15 protein-coding genes are annotated in these 16537 nt (G+C 58.9%); 4 read left to right on the forward strand and 11 right to left on the reverse strand.

Features of this window, described 5'->3' with window-relative positions:
- Positions 1-15: 15 nt before the first annotated feature.
- From ACEW8N_RS20335 to ACEW8N_RS20365, 7 genes are all read right to left on the reverse strand, one after another.
- Entirely contained in the window at positions 16-1608 is a 1593-nt protein-coding gene (locus tag ACEW8N_RS20335; RefSeq protein WP_373501697.1) for an acyl-CoA carboxylase subunit beta, read from the reverse strand.
- Position 1609: 1 nt separating this feature from the next.
- Positions 1610-2392: an enoyl-CoA hydratase-related protein gene (locus ACEW8N_RS20340; protein ID WP_373501698.1), complete on the reverse strand. Its 783-nt coding sequence runs from the start codon at positions 2390-2392 to the stop codon at positions 1610-1612.
- A 33-nt stretch (positions 2393-2425) separates the two neighbouring features.
- Positions 2426-3574 (reverse strand): acyl-CoA dehydrogenase family protein, encoded by a 1149-nt coding sequence (locus tag ACEW8N_RS20345; RefSeq protein WP_373501699.1) that lies wholly within the window; start codon positions 3572-3574, stop codon positions 2426-2428.
- A gap of 275 nt (positions 3575-3849) precedes the next feature.
- On the reverse strand, positions 3850-4461 hold the full coding sequence (locus tag ACEW8N_RS20350; protein WP_373501700.1) for a TetR/AcrR family transcriptional regulator: 612 nt from the start codon (positions 4459-4461) through the stop codon (positions 3850-3852).
- A gap of 251 nt (positions 4462-4712) precedes the next feature.
- A complete protein-coding gene (locus ACEW8N_RS20355; RefSeq protein WP_373501701.1) occupies positions 4713-5132 on the reverse strand; it encodes a hypothetical protein in 420 nt (139 codons plus the stop codon).
- Positions 5133-5267: 135 nt separating this feature from the next.
- Positions 5268-5831, reverse strand: coding sequence for a DUF4136 domain-containing protein (locus ACEW8N_RS20360; protein ID WP_373501702.1), 564 nt, complete (start codon positions 5829-5831; stop codon positions 5268-5270).
- Between the two features lie 516 nt (positions 5832-6347).
- Positions 6348-6800, reverse strand: a complete 453-nt coding sequence (locus tag ACEW8N_RS20365; protein WP_373501703.1) for a hypothetical protein — start codon at positions 6798-6800, stop codon at positions 6348-6350.
- Positions 6801-7258: 458 nt separating this feature from the next.
- Between ACEW8N_RS20365 and ACEW8N_RS20370 the strand changes: the two genes are divergently transcribed.
- Complete coding sequence (locus ACEW8N_RS20370; RefSeq protein ID WP_373501704.1) at positions 7259-7609, forward strand: DVU0772 family protein; 351 nt, start codon at positions 7259-7261, stop codon at positions 7607-7609.
- Positions 7610-7684: 75 nt separating this feature from the next.
- On the opposite strand, the gene ACEW8N_RS20375 is transcribed toward ACEW8N_RS20370, so the two are convergent.
- Positions 7685-9916 (reverse strand): patatin-like phospholipase family protein, encoded by a 2232-nt coding sequence (locus tag ACEW8N_RS20375; RefSeq protein WP_373501705.1) that lies wholly within the window; start codon positions 9914-9916, stop codon positions 7685-7687.
- Between the two features lie 378 nt (positions 9917-10294).
- Here ACEW8N_RS20375 and ACEW8N_RS20380 point away from each other — a divergent pair, with 378 nt between their 5' ends.
- Genes ACEW8N_RS20380 through ACEW8N_RS20390 form a run of 3 tightly spaced genes read left to right on the forward strand, consistent with a single transcriptional unit; the run spans position 10295 to position 12233 of the window.
- On the forward strand, positions 10295-10855 hold the full coding sequence (locus ACEW8N_RS20380; RefSeq protein ID WP_373501706.1) for a GAF domain-containing protein: 561 nt from the start codon (positions 10295-10297) through the stop codon (positions 10853-10855).
- 6 nt (positions 10856-10861) lie between these two features.
- A complete protein-coding gene (locus ACEW8N_RS20385) occupies positions 10862-11773 on the forward strand; it encodes a protein kinase (protein ID WP_373501707.1) in 912 nt (303 codons plus the stop codon).
- 13 nt (positions 11774-11786) lie between these two features.
- Positions 11787-12233 carry a universal stress protein gene (locus tag ACEW8N_RS20390; protein ID WP_373501708.1) on the forward strand — a complete coding sequence of 149 codons (447 nt, stop codon included), beginning with the start codon at positions 11787-11789 and terminating at the stop codon, positions 12231-12233.
- A gap of 42 nt (positions 12234-12275) precedes the next feature.
- On the opposite strand, the gene ACEW8N_RS20395 is transcribed toward ACEW8N_RS20390, so the two are convergent.
- The 3 genes from ACEW8N_RS20395 to ACEW8N_RS20405 all read right to left on the reverse strand — a co-directional run bounded on the left by ACEW8N_RS20395 (position 12276) and on the right by ACEW8N_RS20405 (position 16467).
- A complete protein-coding gene (locus ACEW8N_RS20395) occupies positions 12276-12749 on the reverse strand; it encodes a SoxR reducing system RseC family protein (protein WP_373501709.1) in 474 nt (157 codons plus the stop codon).
- Positions 12750-12823: 74 nt separating this feature from the next.
- Positions 12824-14911, reverse strand: a complete 2088-nt coding sequence (locus tag ACEW8N_RS20400) for an RnfABCDGE type electron transport complex subunit B (protein ID WP_373501710.1) — start codon at positions 14909-14911, stop codon at positions 12824-12826.
- A 53-nt stretch (positions 14912-14964) separates the two neighbouring features.
- Complete coding sequence (locus tag ACEW8N_RS20405) at positions 14965-16467, reverse strand: NADH-ubiquinone oxidoreductase-F iron-sulfur binding region domain-containing protein (RefSeq protein ID WP_373501711.1); 1503 nt, start codon at positions 16465-16467, stop codon at positions 14965-14967.
- Between the last annotated feature and the right edge of the window lie 70 nt (positions 16468-16537).

Below are 16537 nucleotides of genomic sequence, written 5' to 3' on the forward strand. Positions count from 1 at the left end.
TACTGTGTCTCCTTTCTAAAATCTGAAGTTTCCAAAGGACGGCTCGCCGATGGGTTGAAGCAGACTCACCTCAAAGGCCATTCCCAGCCAGTCGCGGATTTCGGAAAATTTAAGCACGCGGTCGCTCAAAATCCGGGCACCGCAATAGAAAGGATGGGCTTCACCGTCGTATTTTTCGATCATTTTCTGACTGAACGCCTGTTTTTCCTCGTCGGTCATGGGATTGCCCGTGGCCGCCCGGTTGCGCTCCTCGATGGAAAGCAGCACCCCGGCGGCGCTCCGGCCGCTCATGACGCCGGTCCGGGCCCGCATGGTGTGGAAGAGAAAGTGGGGCTTGTAGGCCCGGCCGCACATCCCATAGTTCGCCGCGCCGTTGTCCGGGCCGATGACCAACTGGATCCGGGGGACCTGGGCGCAGGAGACCGCCCGGACCATGTCCGAGCCGTATTTCCCGATGCCCTGGTGCTCGGATTCCGAGCCGATCATGTATCCGGGGGCGTTCTGGACAAAGAGGAGCGGCGTCTTCTCCTGGGAACAGCGGACGATCCACTCGGCCGCCTTGCGGGCCGCCTCCGCGAAGATGATCCCGACCGCGTTGGAGCAGATCACGCCCACCGGGATCCCCTGAATGCGGATCTTCCCGCACAGGATATTGTCGCCCCTGCCCGGGGCGTAATCCTTCTTGTATTCGATAAAATAGGAATCGTCGGCGATGGCTTCCAGAATCGCGCGGCCGTCGATCCCCTGATGAATTGCTGCCGGCATCAGGTCGTAGAGAGTTTCCGGCGGGACGGTGGGCGGAGACTCCGCATATCGCTGGGTATGGAGCGTCTGCGGGCGATCGAGGGCCAGGATCTCCCGGACCCGGGTCACCGCCTCGACCTGGTTCCCGCAGAAATGGTCTGCCCCGCCGGAAACATGGGTGTGTACCCGGGCGCCGCCCAAATCCTCCGCGGAAATAATCTCGCCGGTGGCCATCTTCACGAGGGGCGGGCCGCCCAGGAAGGAATAGGAGAGCTTGTCGATCATCACGGACTGGCAGGCCATGAAAACGATGTAGGCCCCGCCGGCCGTGTTGCCGCCGGTGCTGAGGGTCACCTGCTTCAGGCCTTTGGCCGACATGCGCGCCATGTTGTAAAACATGGAACCGAAATGGCCGTCGTCGGGGAACACCTCGGCCTGCATGGGCAGGAACGCCCCGCCGGAATCGGCGATATACACGCAGTTGATGCCGCACCGCTCGGCGATGGCCTGGGCACGGATATGCTTCTTCAGCGTGATGGGAAAATAGGTCCCGGCCTTGACCCGGCTGTCGTTGCCGAAGATCATGGTCCAGTTGCCCTGGATCTTCCCGATGCCGGTGACGAGTCCGGCGGAGGGCACGTCTTCGATGTCGCCGGGATAGTTCATGCCAAAGCCCGCGATCCGGCTCAACTCGAAAAACTCGGTGCCCGGATCGATGAGGAGCTGGATCAGGTCCCGCACCGGCTGTTTCCCCTGCTTGGCCAGGCGATCGACGGCTTTCTGGCCGCCGGGCCAGACCGCCTCATGAACCCGCTCGTCGAGCTTTTTCTCTTCGTTTTCCCAAAAGTTTCTATTTTCGCTCATCTCATCTCCCCTTGTATACCGGTTTTCGTTTTTCCCGAAATGCAGCCAGCCCCTCCAGGCGATCCTCGGTGGGAATGGTCACCCAGTATGCGTTGGACTCGATGGCCAGGCCGGTGGCCAGATCCGTCTCCATTCCGTAATTGACGGCATACTTGGCCTGTTCGATGGCAATGGGGCCGGTCTCGCACATCATGCCCGCCATCTTTTTGCAGGCGTCCAGGAGTTCCCCGGGTTCGCAGACCTGATTGACCAGCCCGATGCCTAAGGCTTCGGCCGCCTCCACCCGCCGGCCGGTGAAGATCAGCTCCTTGGCCTTGCCCTTGCCCACCAGCCGGGGCAGCCGCTGGGTGCCTCCCGCGCCGGGGATGATGGCCAGCCGGGTCTCGGTGAGGCCCATCGTCGCGCCCGAGGACGCGATCCGGACGTCGCTGGCCAGGGCGAGTTCGGTGCCGCCGCCCAGGGCGATGCCGTTTACCGCTGCGATAACGGGTTTGGGCAATTGTTCGATGGCCGTAAACAGATTCCGTATGGTAAAAATGAACTCCTTGACCTGGACCGGGGAAAGGGTGGCCCGCTCCTTGAGGTCTGCGCCGGCGCAGAAGGCGCGGTCGCCCGCACCCGTGATGACCACGACGCGGATGTCCGGGTCGAAGCGCAGGGCGTCCACCTGGTCCCTGAGGGCCCGCAGCATATCGAAGTTGAAGGAATTCATCATTTGGGGGCGGTTCAGGGTCAGGATCGCGATCTGATCCGTCCGTTCCACCAGAAGCAAGTTGTCGCTCATGCTATCCTCCGAAAAAGCGGTTGGGGGTGGTCTTCAGCAGCCGATATGGCGCGAGATGACGATTCTCTGGACCTCCGAGGTCCCCTCGCCGATATCCAGGAGCTTCTGATCCCGGTAGAACCGCTCCACGTCATATTCTTTCATCAGTCCGTATCCGCCGTGGATCTGGACGGCCCGGTCGGCCACCCGCCCCATGAGCTCCGAGCAGTAGAGCTTGGCCATGGCTGCATAGATCTCGAAGGGACGATTCTGGCTCCTCAGGCAGCAGGCTTTGTACAGGAGGTTTCTCGCACATTCAATCTCCATGGCGCTGTCGGCGAGCTTGAAGGCCACCGCCTGAAATTTGCTGATGGGCTGCCCGAACTGTTCGCGCTTCTTCGCGTATTTCAGGGCCAGCTCATAGGCGCCCTGCGCCCCGCCCAGCCCCATGGCCCCGATGGAAAGCCTCCCGCCGTCGAGGGTCTTGAGCATCTGGTGGAATCCGTCGCCGGGTTTTCCCAGAATGTTCTTTTCCGGGATGCGGACGTCGTCAAAATACAACTCGGCGGTGTTGGAGGCCCGCCACATCATTTTCTTGTGCATGGGATTGGCCTTGAAGCCCTTCGTGCCCTGCTCCACAATGAAGCAGGAATACTCGGGCTTGCCGTTGGGGCGGGTGCCGGTGATGGCCTGTACGGTCACCCCCAGGGTCATCTCGCAGGCGGCGTTGGTGATGAAGATCTTGGAACCGTTCAGCACCCATTCATTTCCGTCGCGCACGGCCGTCGTCTTGCTGCCCCCCGCGTCGGAGCCGGCGGTCGGCTCCGTCAGGCCGAAGCCCCAGAGGGCCTCTCCGCGGCACAGCTTGGGGAGATATTTCTGTTTCTGCTCCTCGGTCCCGAAATAATAGAGCGGGCCGATACCGAGGGAATTGCCGGCGGCGATGGTGGCGGCCTGGGAACCGTCGATGCGCGCGATCTCCTCCACAGCAATAATGTAGGCGAGATAGTCCATACCCTGACCGTCATATTTTTCGGAGACAAACATGCCGAAAAGGCCGATTTCCCCCATCTTCCGGGTGAGTTCCAAGGAGAACGTCTCCTTTTCGTCCAACTCCTGGGCTACCGGCGCGATTTCACTCTGAGCGAAATTCCGTACTTCTTTTCGGATCATTTCCTGTTCTTTGGTTAAGTCAAAATCCAACGCGACCTCCTTTCATGGGATACGCATCTGAAAATTATCGCCGAATCGGCCACTTTCATACCCTTTTCAGTCTTGATCAGCCAACCGTCCGAACGGGTGATATCTTTGCATTCCGGATACCCGGGGCGCCATTCGCCCCCCCCCATTTTTTACCGAACGGTCGTTAGGTTGCCGGTCGTCTTCATTCCACGAAACCGTTGGTTTGTCAAGACAAAAAGAACGCTGAATAAAACCGGGTTTTCTTTAATTTATCTTTATTTTCGAACTATTGGGTCTCATCGCATCACATGGGCAGCTTCTGGGGGATACAGACATTGCCCCCCCTGTTTCAGCCCGTCCACGATGAAATTCTCATAGATATCCGCAATCTCGTCGACGGTCAGCCGCCCGCCGGGATTGAACCAGGAAGCACCGGCCGTGCACAAGGTCAATATGGCGTAAGAAAGGATCTTGACATCCACATTACCGAATACCCCCTGCTCCTTGCCCTGACGGATCAGGTCCTGAAAGATCTCCTCGTATTCATCGCGTCTTTCCACAATGATCCGGTAATGGTCCCGGCTCAACCCACGCAGCTCACTGTTGGCGATAAAATTTTCCTTTTGGCGCTCAAGGTGGAAACGCACATGGCCGTGGACCGCCGCCCGGATTTTGGCTTCGATGTCTTCAAGGCCCGAAAGGTTCTCTTTCAGATATCGCGTCAGATCATCCATCGTCGACTTCAGGATGCTGAAGAGCAATTCCTCCTTGCTCTTGTAATGATAGTAAATGCTGGCTTTCTGGATGCCGCTGCCTTTGGCGATGTCGCTGATACTGGTCGCGAAATAGCCTTTCCGGAAAAACAGCTCGATGGCGATCGACCTGATGGTATCCTTCATGCTGCTCATATCAATAACCCTCTCCACCCCGGCTTGCAGGGCATACGTTCGGCACCCGCGCTTACCGACCGGTCGTTAGGCTGATGTCTCTCACACTTTCCGGCTGCTGTCAACAAGATTTATTTTTACGATGCGGGCTGAAAAGGACAGGCGCCCGGCGAGCTGCCGGCCGAGGGGGCGTGCTGGTGCATATCATTCGCTAAGATTGACCTGCTTGAATCGACACCGGAGAAGGGAAAAAAGGGAGCCCCGCCCCGGGGTCAGGGTTTTCTCGAAACCATTCTGGGGATTTTCAGGGCATCAATGAACGCCTGAGCCCCATCCTTGTCGAGGGATTCCCACTGGGGCACCACGAGCCGGTTCCCCTGGTAGGTGAAGGTCACCCGTTGATAGACTTCGGCCATCCGGTAAATCTTCTTTCCCCCCAGCTCCTTTTCCGGATAGTGCTCGATCCAGAAGAGCGCCTTCGGGTGCAGGCGGTATTTCTGCATGACGATGGTGGCAAGAATCGCGGCGCCGTTGGTGATGCTCATCCCGGATCCCCTGTCCTCCTCCCTTTCGGTCGCCACGACCAGGGCCCGGGTCTCGAAGAGAAAGATATCGAGATCGCAGCGGTTGACAAACGAACCGGTGGCATGAATCCATTGAAACGGTTTATGTTCGATGTGGGTAAAATGCATGGCGAAACCTCCGGGGGTACCCTTGAGACGAGGACGTCTTTCAGGCCGACACATGGGGGCAGCGCCGCAAACGCCCGCCGGTTCCGCGGCTTCGGAAGGCGGGCGCGGGGGTTCCGTGAGATCCGGCTGGAGGGATTACTTCTTCCTGGACGGGCTGCTGTCCTGCGGCGGGAAATGCTTCAATATCTCCGTCACGGTGTTGCGGATCTCCTCTTCCATCCGCATGCTGTCGGTGTATTCCCGCACGATCCCTTCTCCGAGACCCCGCCACGCCAGCTCCCGGGTGGCGGCGTCGATCAGGTCGATAACCAGGGTCCCCTGGGTGTAATAGCTGACATCGACCCGACCGCCGTAAGGGCCCCACCACGGATCATACCATCCGTAGTTTTCCCAGTTGGTGATCCGCATCCGCTCTTTGACGCCGGCATGGATCACCACGGTAAAATCAGCCTCTCCGGATGGTCTGCTCTCGAACCCCTTCGACTGCAATACCTGGTCGACCGCTGTCTTGATGCGCTTGCGCAGCAGCGGGTCACTGGTCAGCACATCCCCCGGGACATGGTGATCGCTGTCCCAGTTGTAGGTTTTAAACTTGCGGAAATCGACGCTCCGATCGTAATCGGTCTTGACGGAAACCGATGCACAGCCCCACAGCCCGATGACGAACATGCCCATGACGATGGTTTTCAACGCCCTCATAATGACTCTCCTCACCCCGATGAGACCTTCCGGATTTGCGGCCCGAACCCCTGCGCCAGCACAAATATAACTGAAATTATTGTCCAAAAATTAAGCCGTTTCCGGCTGTTGTCAACAGCATCCCCCCTGCCGCGGGAGGCCGGGCGGTCGATGGTTCGCATGCCCTGTTTCGGGACAATCCGGGAGGCGTTTTTTCCTCCCAGGCTTTTCTCCCGGAAATCCGCTTTGCAATATCTCTCGTACGCGCCCGGACGCCGTGGTATCTCCGCCCGATGTATTCTCCCATCCAACCCATACCGATGAACTGAATGGAAAGATGGTCACGAGGTCGAACAGCAGGGAGATCAGTATGGGCGGATTGCATCTGGATTCATCCTGCCGGAGCGCCTCCCATGCCACCTCGATCTCCGCCGTGGACCGTACAAAGCTGTTGGTCAGGATCAGAATGTAGGGTGCGGTCACCATCCGCGCATGGGGGAGCGGGAGCGGACGAAGCGCTCGATCCGGCATTCACCGTCATCGAGGCCCCAGACGGTGCTTTGAAAAGGATGCAAACGTCAGGGCCTCGGTACCTGCCGGGATGTCGAACGTCCGGTCATATTCACCGCCGACAGCCCCATTGCGGTATCCGCTGCTGTAGATCTGCCCCGACCCCAAAACCTCCCCTCCGCCGTCCAGGAATCGAACGGATACGCTCAGTTGATCCAGTCTCATACGGGCGGAGACACTGCCGCTGATTCTCATCTTCCCCGCCGGCTGTCCGCCGGTGGTATAGCGATACCACACGGAGGCATCCATGTCCTTCCATTGACCCGAATGTGCGCCGCCGTCGCGGAGGGGAATCCGCCGTTCAGGGGGGACGATCGGGTCGATCGCGGAACAGGCGCCCAGAACCAGTATCGATCCGATGATGCGCACCGCCGTCGCTATCCAGCCTTTGGGCCGCCGTGCGTTGTTTCCTGTGAACATCTGAAGCCTCCTTTTGCCGCCTGTAAAAGGCGGTCCGCCAAACCCCGGATTCTTTCCGGGAGGACCTGTGTCTGTACCATTCAAACTAATGCCCCTTCGGGTTGAGATCAAGATGCATCCGCCATGAGGTTCCCCATGGCCGCCGGGGCGTTTCATTCGGGAATGAATGAAGCAGGCGCTCCTCAGGATTGAAAGAGGATCACGGGAAAACAGCGCGTCGACGTCGGCCGGCATTCACCTCCCGAACCCTCACCGCTTTCGCCCACCATTGTCCGGTTCCTGCAAAGGTATCCCTCCTCACTTGTTATTGGCACATTCGTCTTTATAATATGAGACAAAATTTCCATCCTACATGACCATTTCTGTTGCAGGGGAAGCCGCCAAGACGAAAAGGCAATGGGCACCCCTCGAAATGAACGATCCCCGCGCTTCGGGGATTCATCGGAAAGGAGAAACGCATGTTGACGCTTGAGGAAATCAAACAGGACAAAGCCCTGATCAATTCCATCAATTGGGAGATGACCCCGGAAGAGGCCATCCGGCTCTACCTGGAGTGGGGCAACAACTGGGCCAGGGGCGACGGCTTCGTCATCCGGTCGCCGGACGATTACACCACCTATTTCGTTATCAACTGCTGGTCCAAACCCTACTATATCTACCTCATCCGAAGGAACTCGGAGGAGGCCGTCGAACTGGCCAGATTCGAACTGCCCCGGCGCTTTGAAAGACCGGTCTGCGAGCTCAAGGGGGTTTATGCCCTGGAAGATGACATCAAGGCCTGGCTCAAACAAGAGCTGGATGCGGACTGAGACAATGCTCCCGAGGCCTCGGGAGCACCCCCGCCAACAGTCCGGTGCCGCAGCAGAATGGGGTATGCGCCGATCTCAGTAGGTGGTTCCCAGATAGAGATACCAGGCATAGTTGTTCCCTTCCGCCATTCCGCCCGCAAGATAGATCGGGCCGAAAAAGGTATCCACGCCGACAAACAGGCTGCCCGCCGGGATCAGGCTGCCCGCTTCGATGTCGGATAGATCCTCCCAGGCACCTCCGATCTCCAGCGACCCTCCGACGTAGGTCGGCAGGGTCATGATGGCCTTGGCGTTATCAATGCGGTAGTAATAGATCACCTCGCCCAGGCCGGAGTGCCTGCCGGTGATCTGGTGACTGCTGAGACCGGAAAGGTTCAGAAACCCGCCCCGGGAAAAAAGGTCCGAGACCTCCGGATCTCCGCTCAGCGTGGTCTCCGCCAGCAATCCGCCGATCACCGTATGGTCGCCCCGGGTGAACGGAAGGATCCCCCTTGCGGACAGAGTCTGATAGTTGCTGTCCGCCCCCAGGTCTCGGATCGATGCGTAGTAGTCGACGGTCGAGCGGCTCCCCAGATGGGGAAAATAGAGATTGTCGAGGGTATCGCCGGAAAACCTCGCGACGAAGCCGGATTTGGTGTAGCTGATCATGGGAAAGTCCTCAGGCTCGCCGATACTGACCTTGCTCCTTCCCCAGCCGGCCGAATACCCCATCCGCAGTTCACCCCAGTCTCCGAACTGGCTTCCCGCCGTCAGGGCGAACTCCCCTTCCTGCACCCGAAACTCCGCGGTCTGCTGGTCTTCCTCGTACAAGGGAAGATTATATTCCATATACCGAAACAGCGGTTCGACGAAATATCGCCCCTCGGCATTGAGCGGCTGATAGAATTTCGTCAGGATTCGAGGCGCTGCACCGATCTGAACCTCGGTGCGCCATTCTCCGCCCAGGCTGTTTATGGCGGTCCGGGTGAGGCCGGCGCCGATGTTGAAGGATGCGTCGCCTTTGGAGTCGCTTTCCAGGTTGAGCCCGAACTGAACATAGTCCGGCCCCCATTCCTTGGCCTTGGCCATGATCCGAATGCCGCTCTGGCCGTCGCTCCGGACGATCTCGTAATCCACCCGCTGGAAAACATCCAGGCCGTAAATCCGTCTGATGTCCCTCTTCACGGCTTCGGCATCGAAATACTCCCCCTCGCGTACCCGGATATTGGACCGGATGACCTCTTCCGAAAGACCGGAATCGTTGTCGATCTCGATAAAGTCGATGGTCCATCGACCCTCGGACCCGGGTCTCTGGAGGCCTGCTTGCCAGTGCTGGAAATCCGGCTCATTCCGGGAGAGTCCCGCCAGGGCGGTTTTCTCTTTCAGGGCGCCCCGGGCGCCGATGGGAATGGCTTCGAGTGCCCGCGTAAAGTCTGCCGTGGTGATATCCCCGAGGTCCGGTTCGATGAGGATGTCGCCGGCGGCGAGGGTCGCGATCTGGCGCATGGTGTTCTGCATGGTCATGATGGTGGTCAACTGACCGGTCACGGCGAAAACCGATTTCAGCTCGTCCGTGGGACTGAGAGGGGTGCCGATGGAGACGGCGATGACCACGCCCGCCCCCATTTCCCGGACCACATCAATGGGCAGGTTATTGGAGACCCCCCCGTCCACGAGGACCTTGCCCTCGATCTCCACCGGCTCGAGCGCGCCGGGGATGGACATGCTGGCCCGGAGGGCCGTGGCGAGGTTTCCTTTCCCGATGACGAACGGATCGCCTGTGGCAAGATCGGTGGCGACGGCCCGGAAGGGAATCCTCAGGCGATCGAAGTCGTCGACGTTGGCGACCCTCATGGTCAGGTCTTTGAGGATCAGGTTGAGCTTCTGCCCCTGAACGAGGCCCTTGGGGAACTGAATCTTTCCATCCTTCCAACCCGCCTTGGCCTTGACCAGGAATCCCCGATCATCCTGTTTCCGATGGTAGGAGAGTTCCTCCCTGGAGGTCGAATCGTGAAAGGCGTCCTTCCACTCGATGTCCCGAAGGGCCGCAGTGAGCTCCTCGACGTTCAGGCCGGCGGCATAAAGCCCCCCGATGATGGCACCCATGCTCGTGCCGGCGATATAATCGATGGGGACGTTCATCTCCTCCAGCACTTTGATCACCCCGATATGGGCCGCCCCGCGGGCACCGCCGCCGCTCAGCACAAGCCCGATCCTGGGCCGTCCGCCCACAGGGGCATCATCGGCACGAAGCCTCTCCGCCCCGCAAACGACGCTCCACAGGACCGCTGAAATGATGATCCACACGCCGCCCCTCCCAAGCATCATACGCTGCTTCCTCCTTCTGGATCGATCTGGATGACGGCACGTCAGACAGGGGAAACCCGCCCTGTCATCGGTAACCGGACAAAAGCGCCGGAACAGGACTCTCCTCGACTCAGGAATGTGCCACAGTTTTTCTCCAAGCGCCACAGCTTTGGCGAATCCCTTCGGAACAACATACGTTTCATTCCGGAGAGCGCCAGGCATCCAGTACCGGATGCATCGTGAACACGACCCTTGATTTGAGGCGACATTTCCTCTATATCTTACGGAGAGCTGCCGCGGCTTGTCCTGGATCCGCCAAGGCATGCCGCGGCGGGTCCGGCAGCCGGCGGCCTTTTTTCGCTTGAATCCCTTTACCGCCGGCCTGAGGAGATATCAAAGATGGAAGATGCTATCAAGATTCAATTCAATGAGTTCAAGGCCATCAGCCGCTCCATCCTGGCCTACGATGACATCGACCGGCTGATCATCCACATCGTCGAGCGCATCTGCCGTTCCCTGAAGGTCATGGGGTGCAGCATCATGCTTTACGACGAGCGGGAGGGCCAGCTCTTTCGGGTCGCCAGTTTCGGCATCAGTGAAGCCTATCTCAACAAGGGCCCCATCTTCGTGGATGAAAAATTCAGTGCTTTTTCCACAAATGCGCCTGTTTTCATTGAAGACTTCCAGAACGACCCCCGCGTTCAGTATCCCGAGGAAGCCCGAAAGGAAGGCATCACCTCCATGCTCTCGGTCCCGATCCGATACCGAAAGGCCCCCTTGGGGTTGATCCGGATTTATCATGACCGCATTTGGCGCCTGAACAACGAAGACCTCGAAGCTTTTTCCCTCCTTGCGGATTACCTGGGCCTCGTCATCGAGAACAACGGTCTCAAGAATTTCCTTGAAAAGGTTAAATACGCCATGGAATCATTACCCCTCAGAATGCTGAAAGGATTATAACCGGGGATGGGCGGAAAGGTATTTACAGATACGTCTGATTTTTTTGCCATTGATCACGGCGATGAAATCATCGTGGGGAGCGAGCGATATACCGTGTTCGGGCATGAACGGGAACGCCGCTTCGGCATCGAAGATCCGAAATTCTGGGTAAAAAAAGCAAAAAACAGCCTGACCGGGGAAAAGAAACTCATCAAGCTCTCCTATTTCGAAACCTTCTGTGTCACCATCGGCGGCGTCCCCATCCGATGCTTCCGGGACCCGGACAAGGAAAGCCGGGTTCTCGATCTTGTGAAGGGCCGCCCCCATTACATGCAGGGAACCTCCACCATCGATCCCAAGAACAACAGCATCCGGGTGCTGGACATCGTGCTCGGACACAACCTCTTCGTCCAGATCGGCTCTTTCACGATGGCTCATGAAACCTATTTTCATACCATCCTCCCCGGCATCTTACAACACCTGCTCACGTCCTTCGATGCCATTCAGTTCCTGCACGAACACGGTTTCCGCCACGGCGATATTCGTAACGACCACATCATCGTGGAGCGGGAGACCGGAAACTATGTCTGGATCGACTTCGACTTTGACTTCGATGCCCCGGAAAATCCCTTCAGCCTCGACATCTTCGGGCTTGGAAATCTTTTGATCTACGCCGTCGGCAAGGGGTTTCACACCGTTCACTCCATCCACAATGATCGCCGGCTCTATGGGAATCTTTTTGATCGGCTGGAACCCGGTGACTTTTCCCTGCTCGACAAATGGCGCTTCGTCAATCTCAGAAAACTCTATCCGTATATCCCGCCCATGCTGAATGATATTCTGATGCACTTTTCCCAGCAGGCGGAGGTCTATTACGAGTCGGCTGCGGAAATCTCGGATGCGGTCAGCGGCTATCTGCAATCCATGGGTGGTCAATAAAAGGGGGGGGTACGTGAGACAGTCCATACTTCTGGCATTGAAAGATTCAAAAAGCTCCCAAAGCGTTCTCAACTATTTTTCGAGGCTTCCGTTTCAACCGGACAGCCTCGACATCACCCTTCTCCACGTCTTCAGACGGCCCGGCGCCGGCGAAGAGTTGATGGGGGAGGATTTCGCCCGGAAAGAGGAGACCCGGGTCCAGGGCGTAATGGAAAACGCAAAAAACTTCCTGATCCAACAAGGCATGAATCCGGCGCTTATCCGCATCCGCCTCGTGACGGACCCCTATCCCACGGTGACCGATGCCATTATCGATCAATTCAGCCGGGACATCTATCACATGGTGGTCATCGGTCGCAGGAAAAAATCGAAATCGGAGGAATTCGTGATGGGGGACGTCAGCGTCAAACTGGTGAGAGCACTTGAGGGAACCGGAGTTCTGGTGGTGAAATTCATTTGATCGTTGCCGCGCCCGGCACCGCCTGCATGAGGGGCGCCGGCGTCAGCGTGTGTTGCACGGGGCCGATGACGCCGCTTCGAGGGCAGCCGCCCCCTTGCCCCTGATCTTGATGATTTTTGCCTGATACTGGGTGTTTCCCGTCATTCTGCTGCCGGTCAGGCGGATACACAGAAACGATATGAAAAAAAAGCCGAAGGCAAACAGGGCCGCCCCCGAGGATTCGTCCATGCCGGAGCTGGGGGCCAGATAGTTGCCCAGAACCGCGCCGCCGATCATGCACACCACCGGAAAAATATAGAGAAGCATCGAAATCTTGATCAGCGCACCGCTCTCGAAGCCCACCGTCACGGCATCCCCCAACTGAGCGTTCGCCAGGTTTACGGCTTCCACCTCTCCTGTTTTCGCCCCCTCGCATGACTCCTTGGAGCCGCACCCCTCGCATGTGCTTCGGCGAACGGTCTTCACCCGGGCCATCGTTGCATCGATCTTGGTGACGATGCCGTTTTCAGTGATCACGCGAACCTCCTTCCTACTTCAAATGAAATGGCGGGGCATCCACCATGGATTGCCCCGCCATCCCAAGAAACCGGCTACGCCGCCGCTTTTTTTGCGCCGGCAAGTGTGGCCTGCGATTTTTCATAACAGATCAGACCGCACTGGAGGCAACGATCCGCCTCTTTCACGGCCATGGATTCGGTGAAGCCCAATTCGAGCACGCCCTTTTCCGCCAGCTCTCTGGGACCGGCAATGGGCATGATCTGGCGTCCGGCGATGCTGACGGACTCGACATGGTCCACATTCTGAATCATGGAGGCGGGACCCAGGACATTTTCGTCCAGGGTCAGCGGAATGCCGTACATGATTCGATGAATGGATGCGGCTGCGCGCCGCCCGGCACCGATGGCGCGAATCGCCGCGCTGTAGTCCGTCACCGCGTCGCCCTTCGAGAAGACGCCGGTCTCATCCTTGAAGTCGGGCTTTTTGTAGGCCGCGGTCCCGATCCATTGGAACGGCTTGGCTTTCGGCTCGCCGGCGTCATCCGCCGCCGCGTCCGCCTCGGAGGATTTGGTGAAGATCATCTCGGGGAACCGCCCGGCGGCGATGAACAGGTTCCGGGCCGTTACCGTCGTGGCGGCCTTGGTTTTCAGGTCGATATACTCCACCTCGTCCAGCCTCCGGCCCTCGCCGAAAACGCGGGTAAGGGCGGCATCGTAGACGATGGAGACGGCGTCCGCCTCCTCCAGCTCCGGCAGCAGCGCCAGGGCTTCCTTCGTCAACTCGTCTCGGGACTCCCGGAAGAGCACGGTGATCTTTTCAGCGCCCAGATCCCAGCAGATCTTCGCGGCCTGGAGGCCCGTGGCGCCCCCGCCCAGGATCACCACATCGTTTTGAAGCGGCATGGTGTTATGGCGCTCGGCGTCGGATTTGATCAGGTCAATGAGCAGGTAGGCTCCGGGAAAGACCTCTTCGATCTGATCCGGGGAAAGCCGCGTCAGGCGGTTGTCCCATCCGCCGGTGGCCAGAAAGACCGTCTCGAACCCGTCCGCCAGCAGCCGGTCCAGGGTAAAGTCGATGCCCATGGAAAGGCCGGTCCGGGTGTTGACCCCCATGTCGATAATACCGTCAATGTCCCATTGCAGAATATCCTCCGAAAGCCGCTCCGGGGCAATGGCGGTCCTGAGGAGACCGCCCAGATGCGCCGTGGCTTCGAAGACGGTGACGTCATGGCCGAGCCGGGCGGAGAAAAAGGCGGTGGAAAGACCTGCCACGCCGCCGCCGATGACGGCCACCTTGCGGTGGGTGCCGGGGGCCCTGTAGGGCTGGATTCGCTCGCCGCTCTCCTTCTCGAACTCGGAGACGAAACGCTTCAGGAAGTTGATGGCCACTGGCTCGTCCGCGAGATTCCGGCGGCAGGCGTTTTCGCAAGGCCGGGGGCAGATTCTGCCGATCACCGTGGGAAATGGATTCCGCTCCTTGATGACCTGAACGGCCCGGCGATAGTCGCCCAGTTGAATCTGGTGGATGTATTCCCGGATATCGATGCCGGCGGGGCACTCCCGCTGGCAGGGCGTGGTGCACTCATCGTCGGTGTATTCCCGAAGGATTCTGCGGGTGATGGATGAAAGCGTGATGATATGCTTGGGGCATACCCGCTCACAGGTGCCGCACCCGGTGCATTTTGCCGCGTCCACAACCGGGAGGTTGTCCGGCCCCATGACGATGGCCCCGAAGGGACATGCCCGGGCGCAGCTTCCCAGCCCGATGCAGCCGATGGTGCAGACCTTCATTCCGCCGCCGAGCAGGGAGGCCGCGCGGCAATCGTTCATGCCGTTGTAGATATATTTGACATCGGCGTCCTGATAACCGAAATAACAACCGGACTTGGCGATGTCAGGCTCCTTGGCCTCGATCGATACCCCGAGAATCGCGGCGATGGCCTCGGCGGTTTCTATGCCGGCGGCTACGCAAGAGTTGGCGGGAGACTTGCCGGCAACGATGGCCTCGGCATTGGCGGAGCAACCTGGATATCCGCAGCCGCCGCAGTTGGCGCCGGGAAGCGCCCCCTCCACGGCTTCCACCGTCGGATCCACCCAGACGTAAAAGACCTTGGATGCAACGGCAAGTCCGACGCCCACGATGACTCCCAATCCTCCCATGATACAAACGGCTATTATCATATTCTATACTCCTTGATCCCTTGTGATCCCTTGATGTCTATGCGACTCCAGCATTAACTGATGGCATCGAACTTACATCTGTCGAAACAGGTCAGGCATTCGACACACTTCTCTTTGTTGATCACGGCCACCTCTTTCTTTTTCCAGACGATGGCGTCCGCCGGGCACGCCTTGAAGCAGGCGCCGCACATGGTACATTTCTCCGGGTCAACCTCAAAATTCAGGAGGGCCGCACACCGCTTGGCCGGGCATTTCTTGTCGAACACGTGGGCGTGGTATTCATCCTTGAAATACCTGAGAGTGGAGAGCACCGGGTTGGGCGCCGTCTGCCCGAGACCGCAGAGGGATCCTTCCTTGATGGTGGCCGAAAGCTCCTCCAGGACATCAAGGTCATCGGCGGTCCCCCGTCCATCACAGATCTTCTCCAGGATTTCCAGGAGGCGCTTGGTGCCTTCCCGGCAGGGGGTGCATTTGCCGCACGACTCGTCCTGGATGAAATCCATGAAGAAACGCGCCATGTCCACCATGCAGGTATGGTCGTCCATGACGATCACCCCGCCGGAGCCCATGATGGCGCCGACCTTGGCGATCTCTTCATAGTCGACCAGGGTGTCAAGAAGGTGCTCGGGGATGCATCCGCCAGACGGGCCGCCCAGTTGAACCCCCTTGAATTTCCGTTTGTTCGGGATGCCGCCGCCCACATCGTAGATCAAGGTCCTGAGCGGCGTGCCCATGGGGACTTCCACCAGCCCGATGTTGTTGACGTCGCCCGAGATCGCGAAGACCTTCGTGCCCTTGCTTTTTTCGGTGCCGACGCTGGCGTACCACGCCCCGCCGTTCAGGATGATCTGGGGGACATTGGCCAGGGTTTCCACGTTGTTCAGGATAGTCGGCTTTTCCCACAATCCCTTGTGCGCCGGGAAGGGCGGCCGCGGCCGGGGCATGCCCCGCCGGCCCTCGATGGAGCGCATCAGGGCGGTCTCCTCGCCGCAGACAAAAGCGCCTGCGCCCTGGTAAATTTCGATATCCAGATCAAAGCCGCTGCCGAGAATGTTGTGCCCGAGAAGGCCGTAGGCGCGGGCCTGCTCGATGGCGATGGTGAGGCGCTTGATAGCAAGGGGGTATTCGGCCCTGCAGTATATATACCCTTTTGAGGCGCCGATGGCGCGGGCCTCGATGAGCATGCCCTCAAGCACCGCATGGGGGTCGGCCTCAAGCACGCTTCTGTCCATGAAAGCGCCTGGGTCGCCCTCGTCGGCATTGCAGAGCACGTACTTGATGTCGCTTTCCACTTTGCCGGCAAATGCGAGCTTCTGGCCCGTGGGAAAGCCCCCGCCGCCGCGGCCGCGCAGGCCCGATATCTGCACCTGAGCTATGATCTCCTGCGGGGTCATGTCAAGCAGGGCTTTGGCCGCTGCCTGATACCCGCCGGTGCCGATATAGGCATCAATGCTTTCCGGGTCGATTCCCTTGTTGCGAAGCACGATGAGCTGCTGATGCTTAAAATACGGATGCTCGTCGATATAGGGAACTGCGGCTGTTTTTTTAGGCGTCATGGTGCTCAATCCTTGTTACTGTGTCTGCCGTATCTGAACCAGGGCATAGTCACTGAGCATTTCCCCGCCC

It is taken from the genome of Desulfococcus sp. (assembly GCF_041737845.1).
Classification (GTDB): Bacteria; Desulfobacterota; Desulfobacteria; order Desulfobacterales; family Desulfococcaceae; genus Desulfococcus.

Excerpts from the sequence above, each read along its gene's own strand:
- ACEW8N_RS20400 (WP_373501710.1), bottom strand. The coding sequence starts at position 14,911 with ATGATAATAGCCGTTTGTATCATGGGAGGATTGGGAGTCATCGTGGGC.
- ACEW8N_RS20380 (WP_373501706.1), top strand. The coding sequence starts at position 10,295 with ATGGAAGATGCTATCAAGATTCAATTCAATGAGTTCAAGGCCATCAGC.
- ACEW8N_RS20375 (WP_373501705.1), bottom strand. The coding sequence starts at position 9,916 with ATGATGCTTGGGAGGGGCGGCGTGTGGATCATCATTTCAGCGGTCCTG.
- ACEW8N_RS20360 (WP_373501702.1), bottom strand. The coding sequence starts at position 5,831 with ATGAGGGCGTTGAAAACCATCGTCATGGGCATGTTCGTCATCGGGCTG.
- ACEW8N_RS20350 (WP_373501700.1), bottom strand. The coding sequence starts at position 4,461 with ATGAGCAGCATGAAGGATACCATCAGGTCGATCGCCATCGAGCTGTTT.
- ACEW8N_RS20370 (WP_373501704.1), top strand. The coding sequence starts at position 7,259 with ATGTTGACGCTTGAGGAAATCAAACAGGACAAAGCCCTGATCAATTCC.
- ACEW8N_RS20355 (WP_373501701.1), bottom strand. The coding sequence starts at position 5,132 with ATGCATTTTACCCACATCGAACATAAACCGTTTCAATGGATTCATGCC.
- ACEW8N_RS20365 (WP_373501703.1), bottom strand. The coding sequence starts at position 6,800 with ATGTTCACAGGAAACAACGCACGGCGGCCCAAAGGCTGGATAGCGACG.
- ACEW8N_RS20335 (WP_373501697.1), bottom strand. The coding sequence starts at position 1,608 with ATGAGCGAAAATAGAAACTTTTGGGAAAACGAAGAGAAAAAGCTCGAC.
- ACEW8N_RS20405 (WP_373501711.1), bottom strand. The coding sequence starts at position 16,467 with ATGACGCCTAAAAAAACAGCCGCAGTTCCCTATATCGACGAGCATCCG.
- ACEW8N_RS20385 (WP_373501707.1), top strand. The coding sequence starts at position 10,862 with ATGGGCGGAAAGGTATTTACAGATACGTCTGATTTTTTTGCCATTGAT.
- ACEW8N_RS20340 (WP_373501698.1), bottom strand. The coding sequence starts at position 2,392 with ATGAGCGACAACTTGCTTCTGGTGGAACGGACGGATCAGATCGCGATC.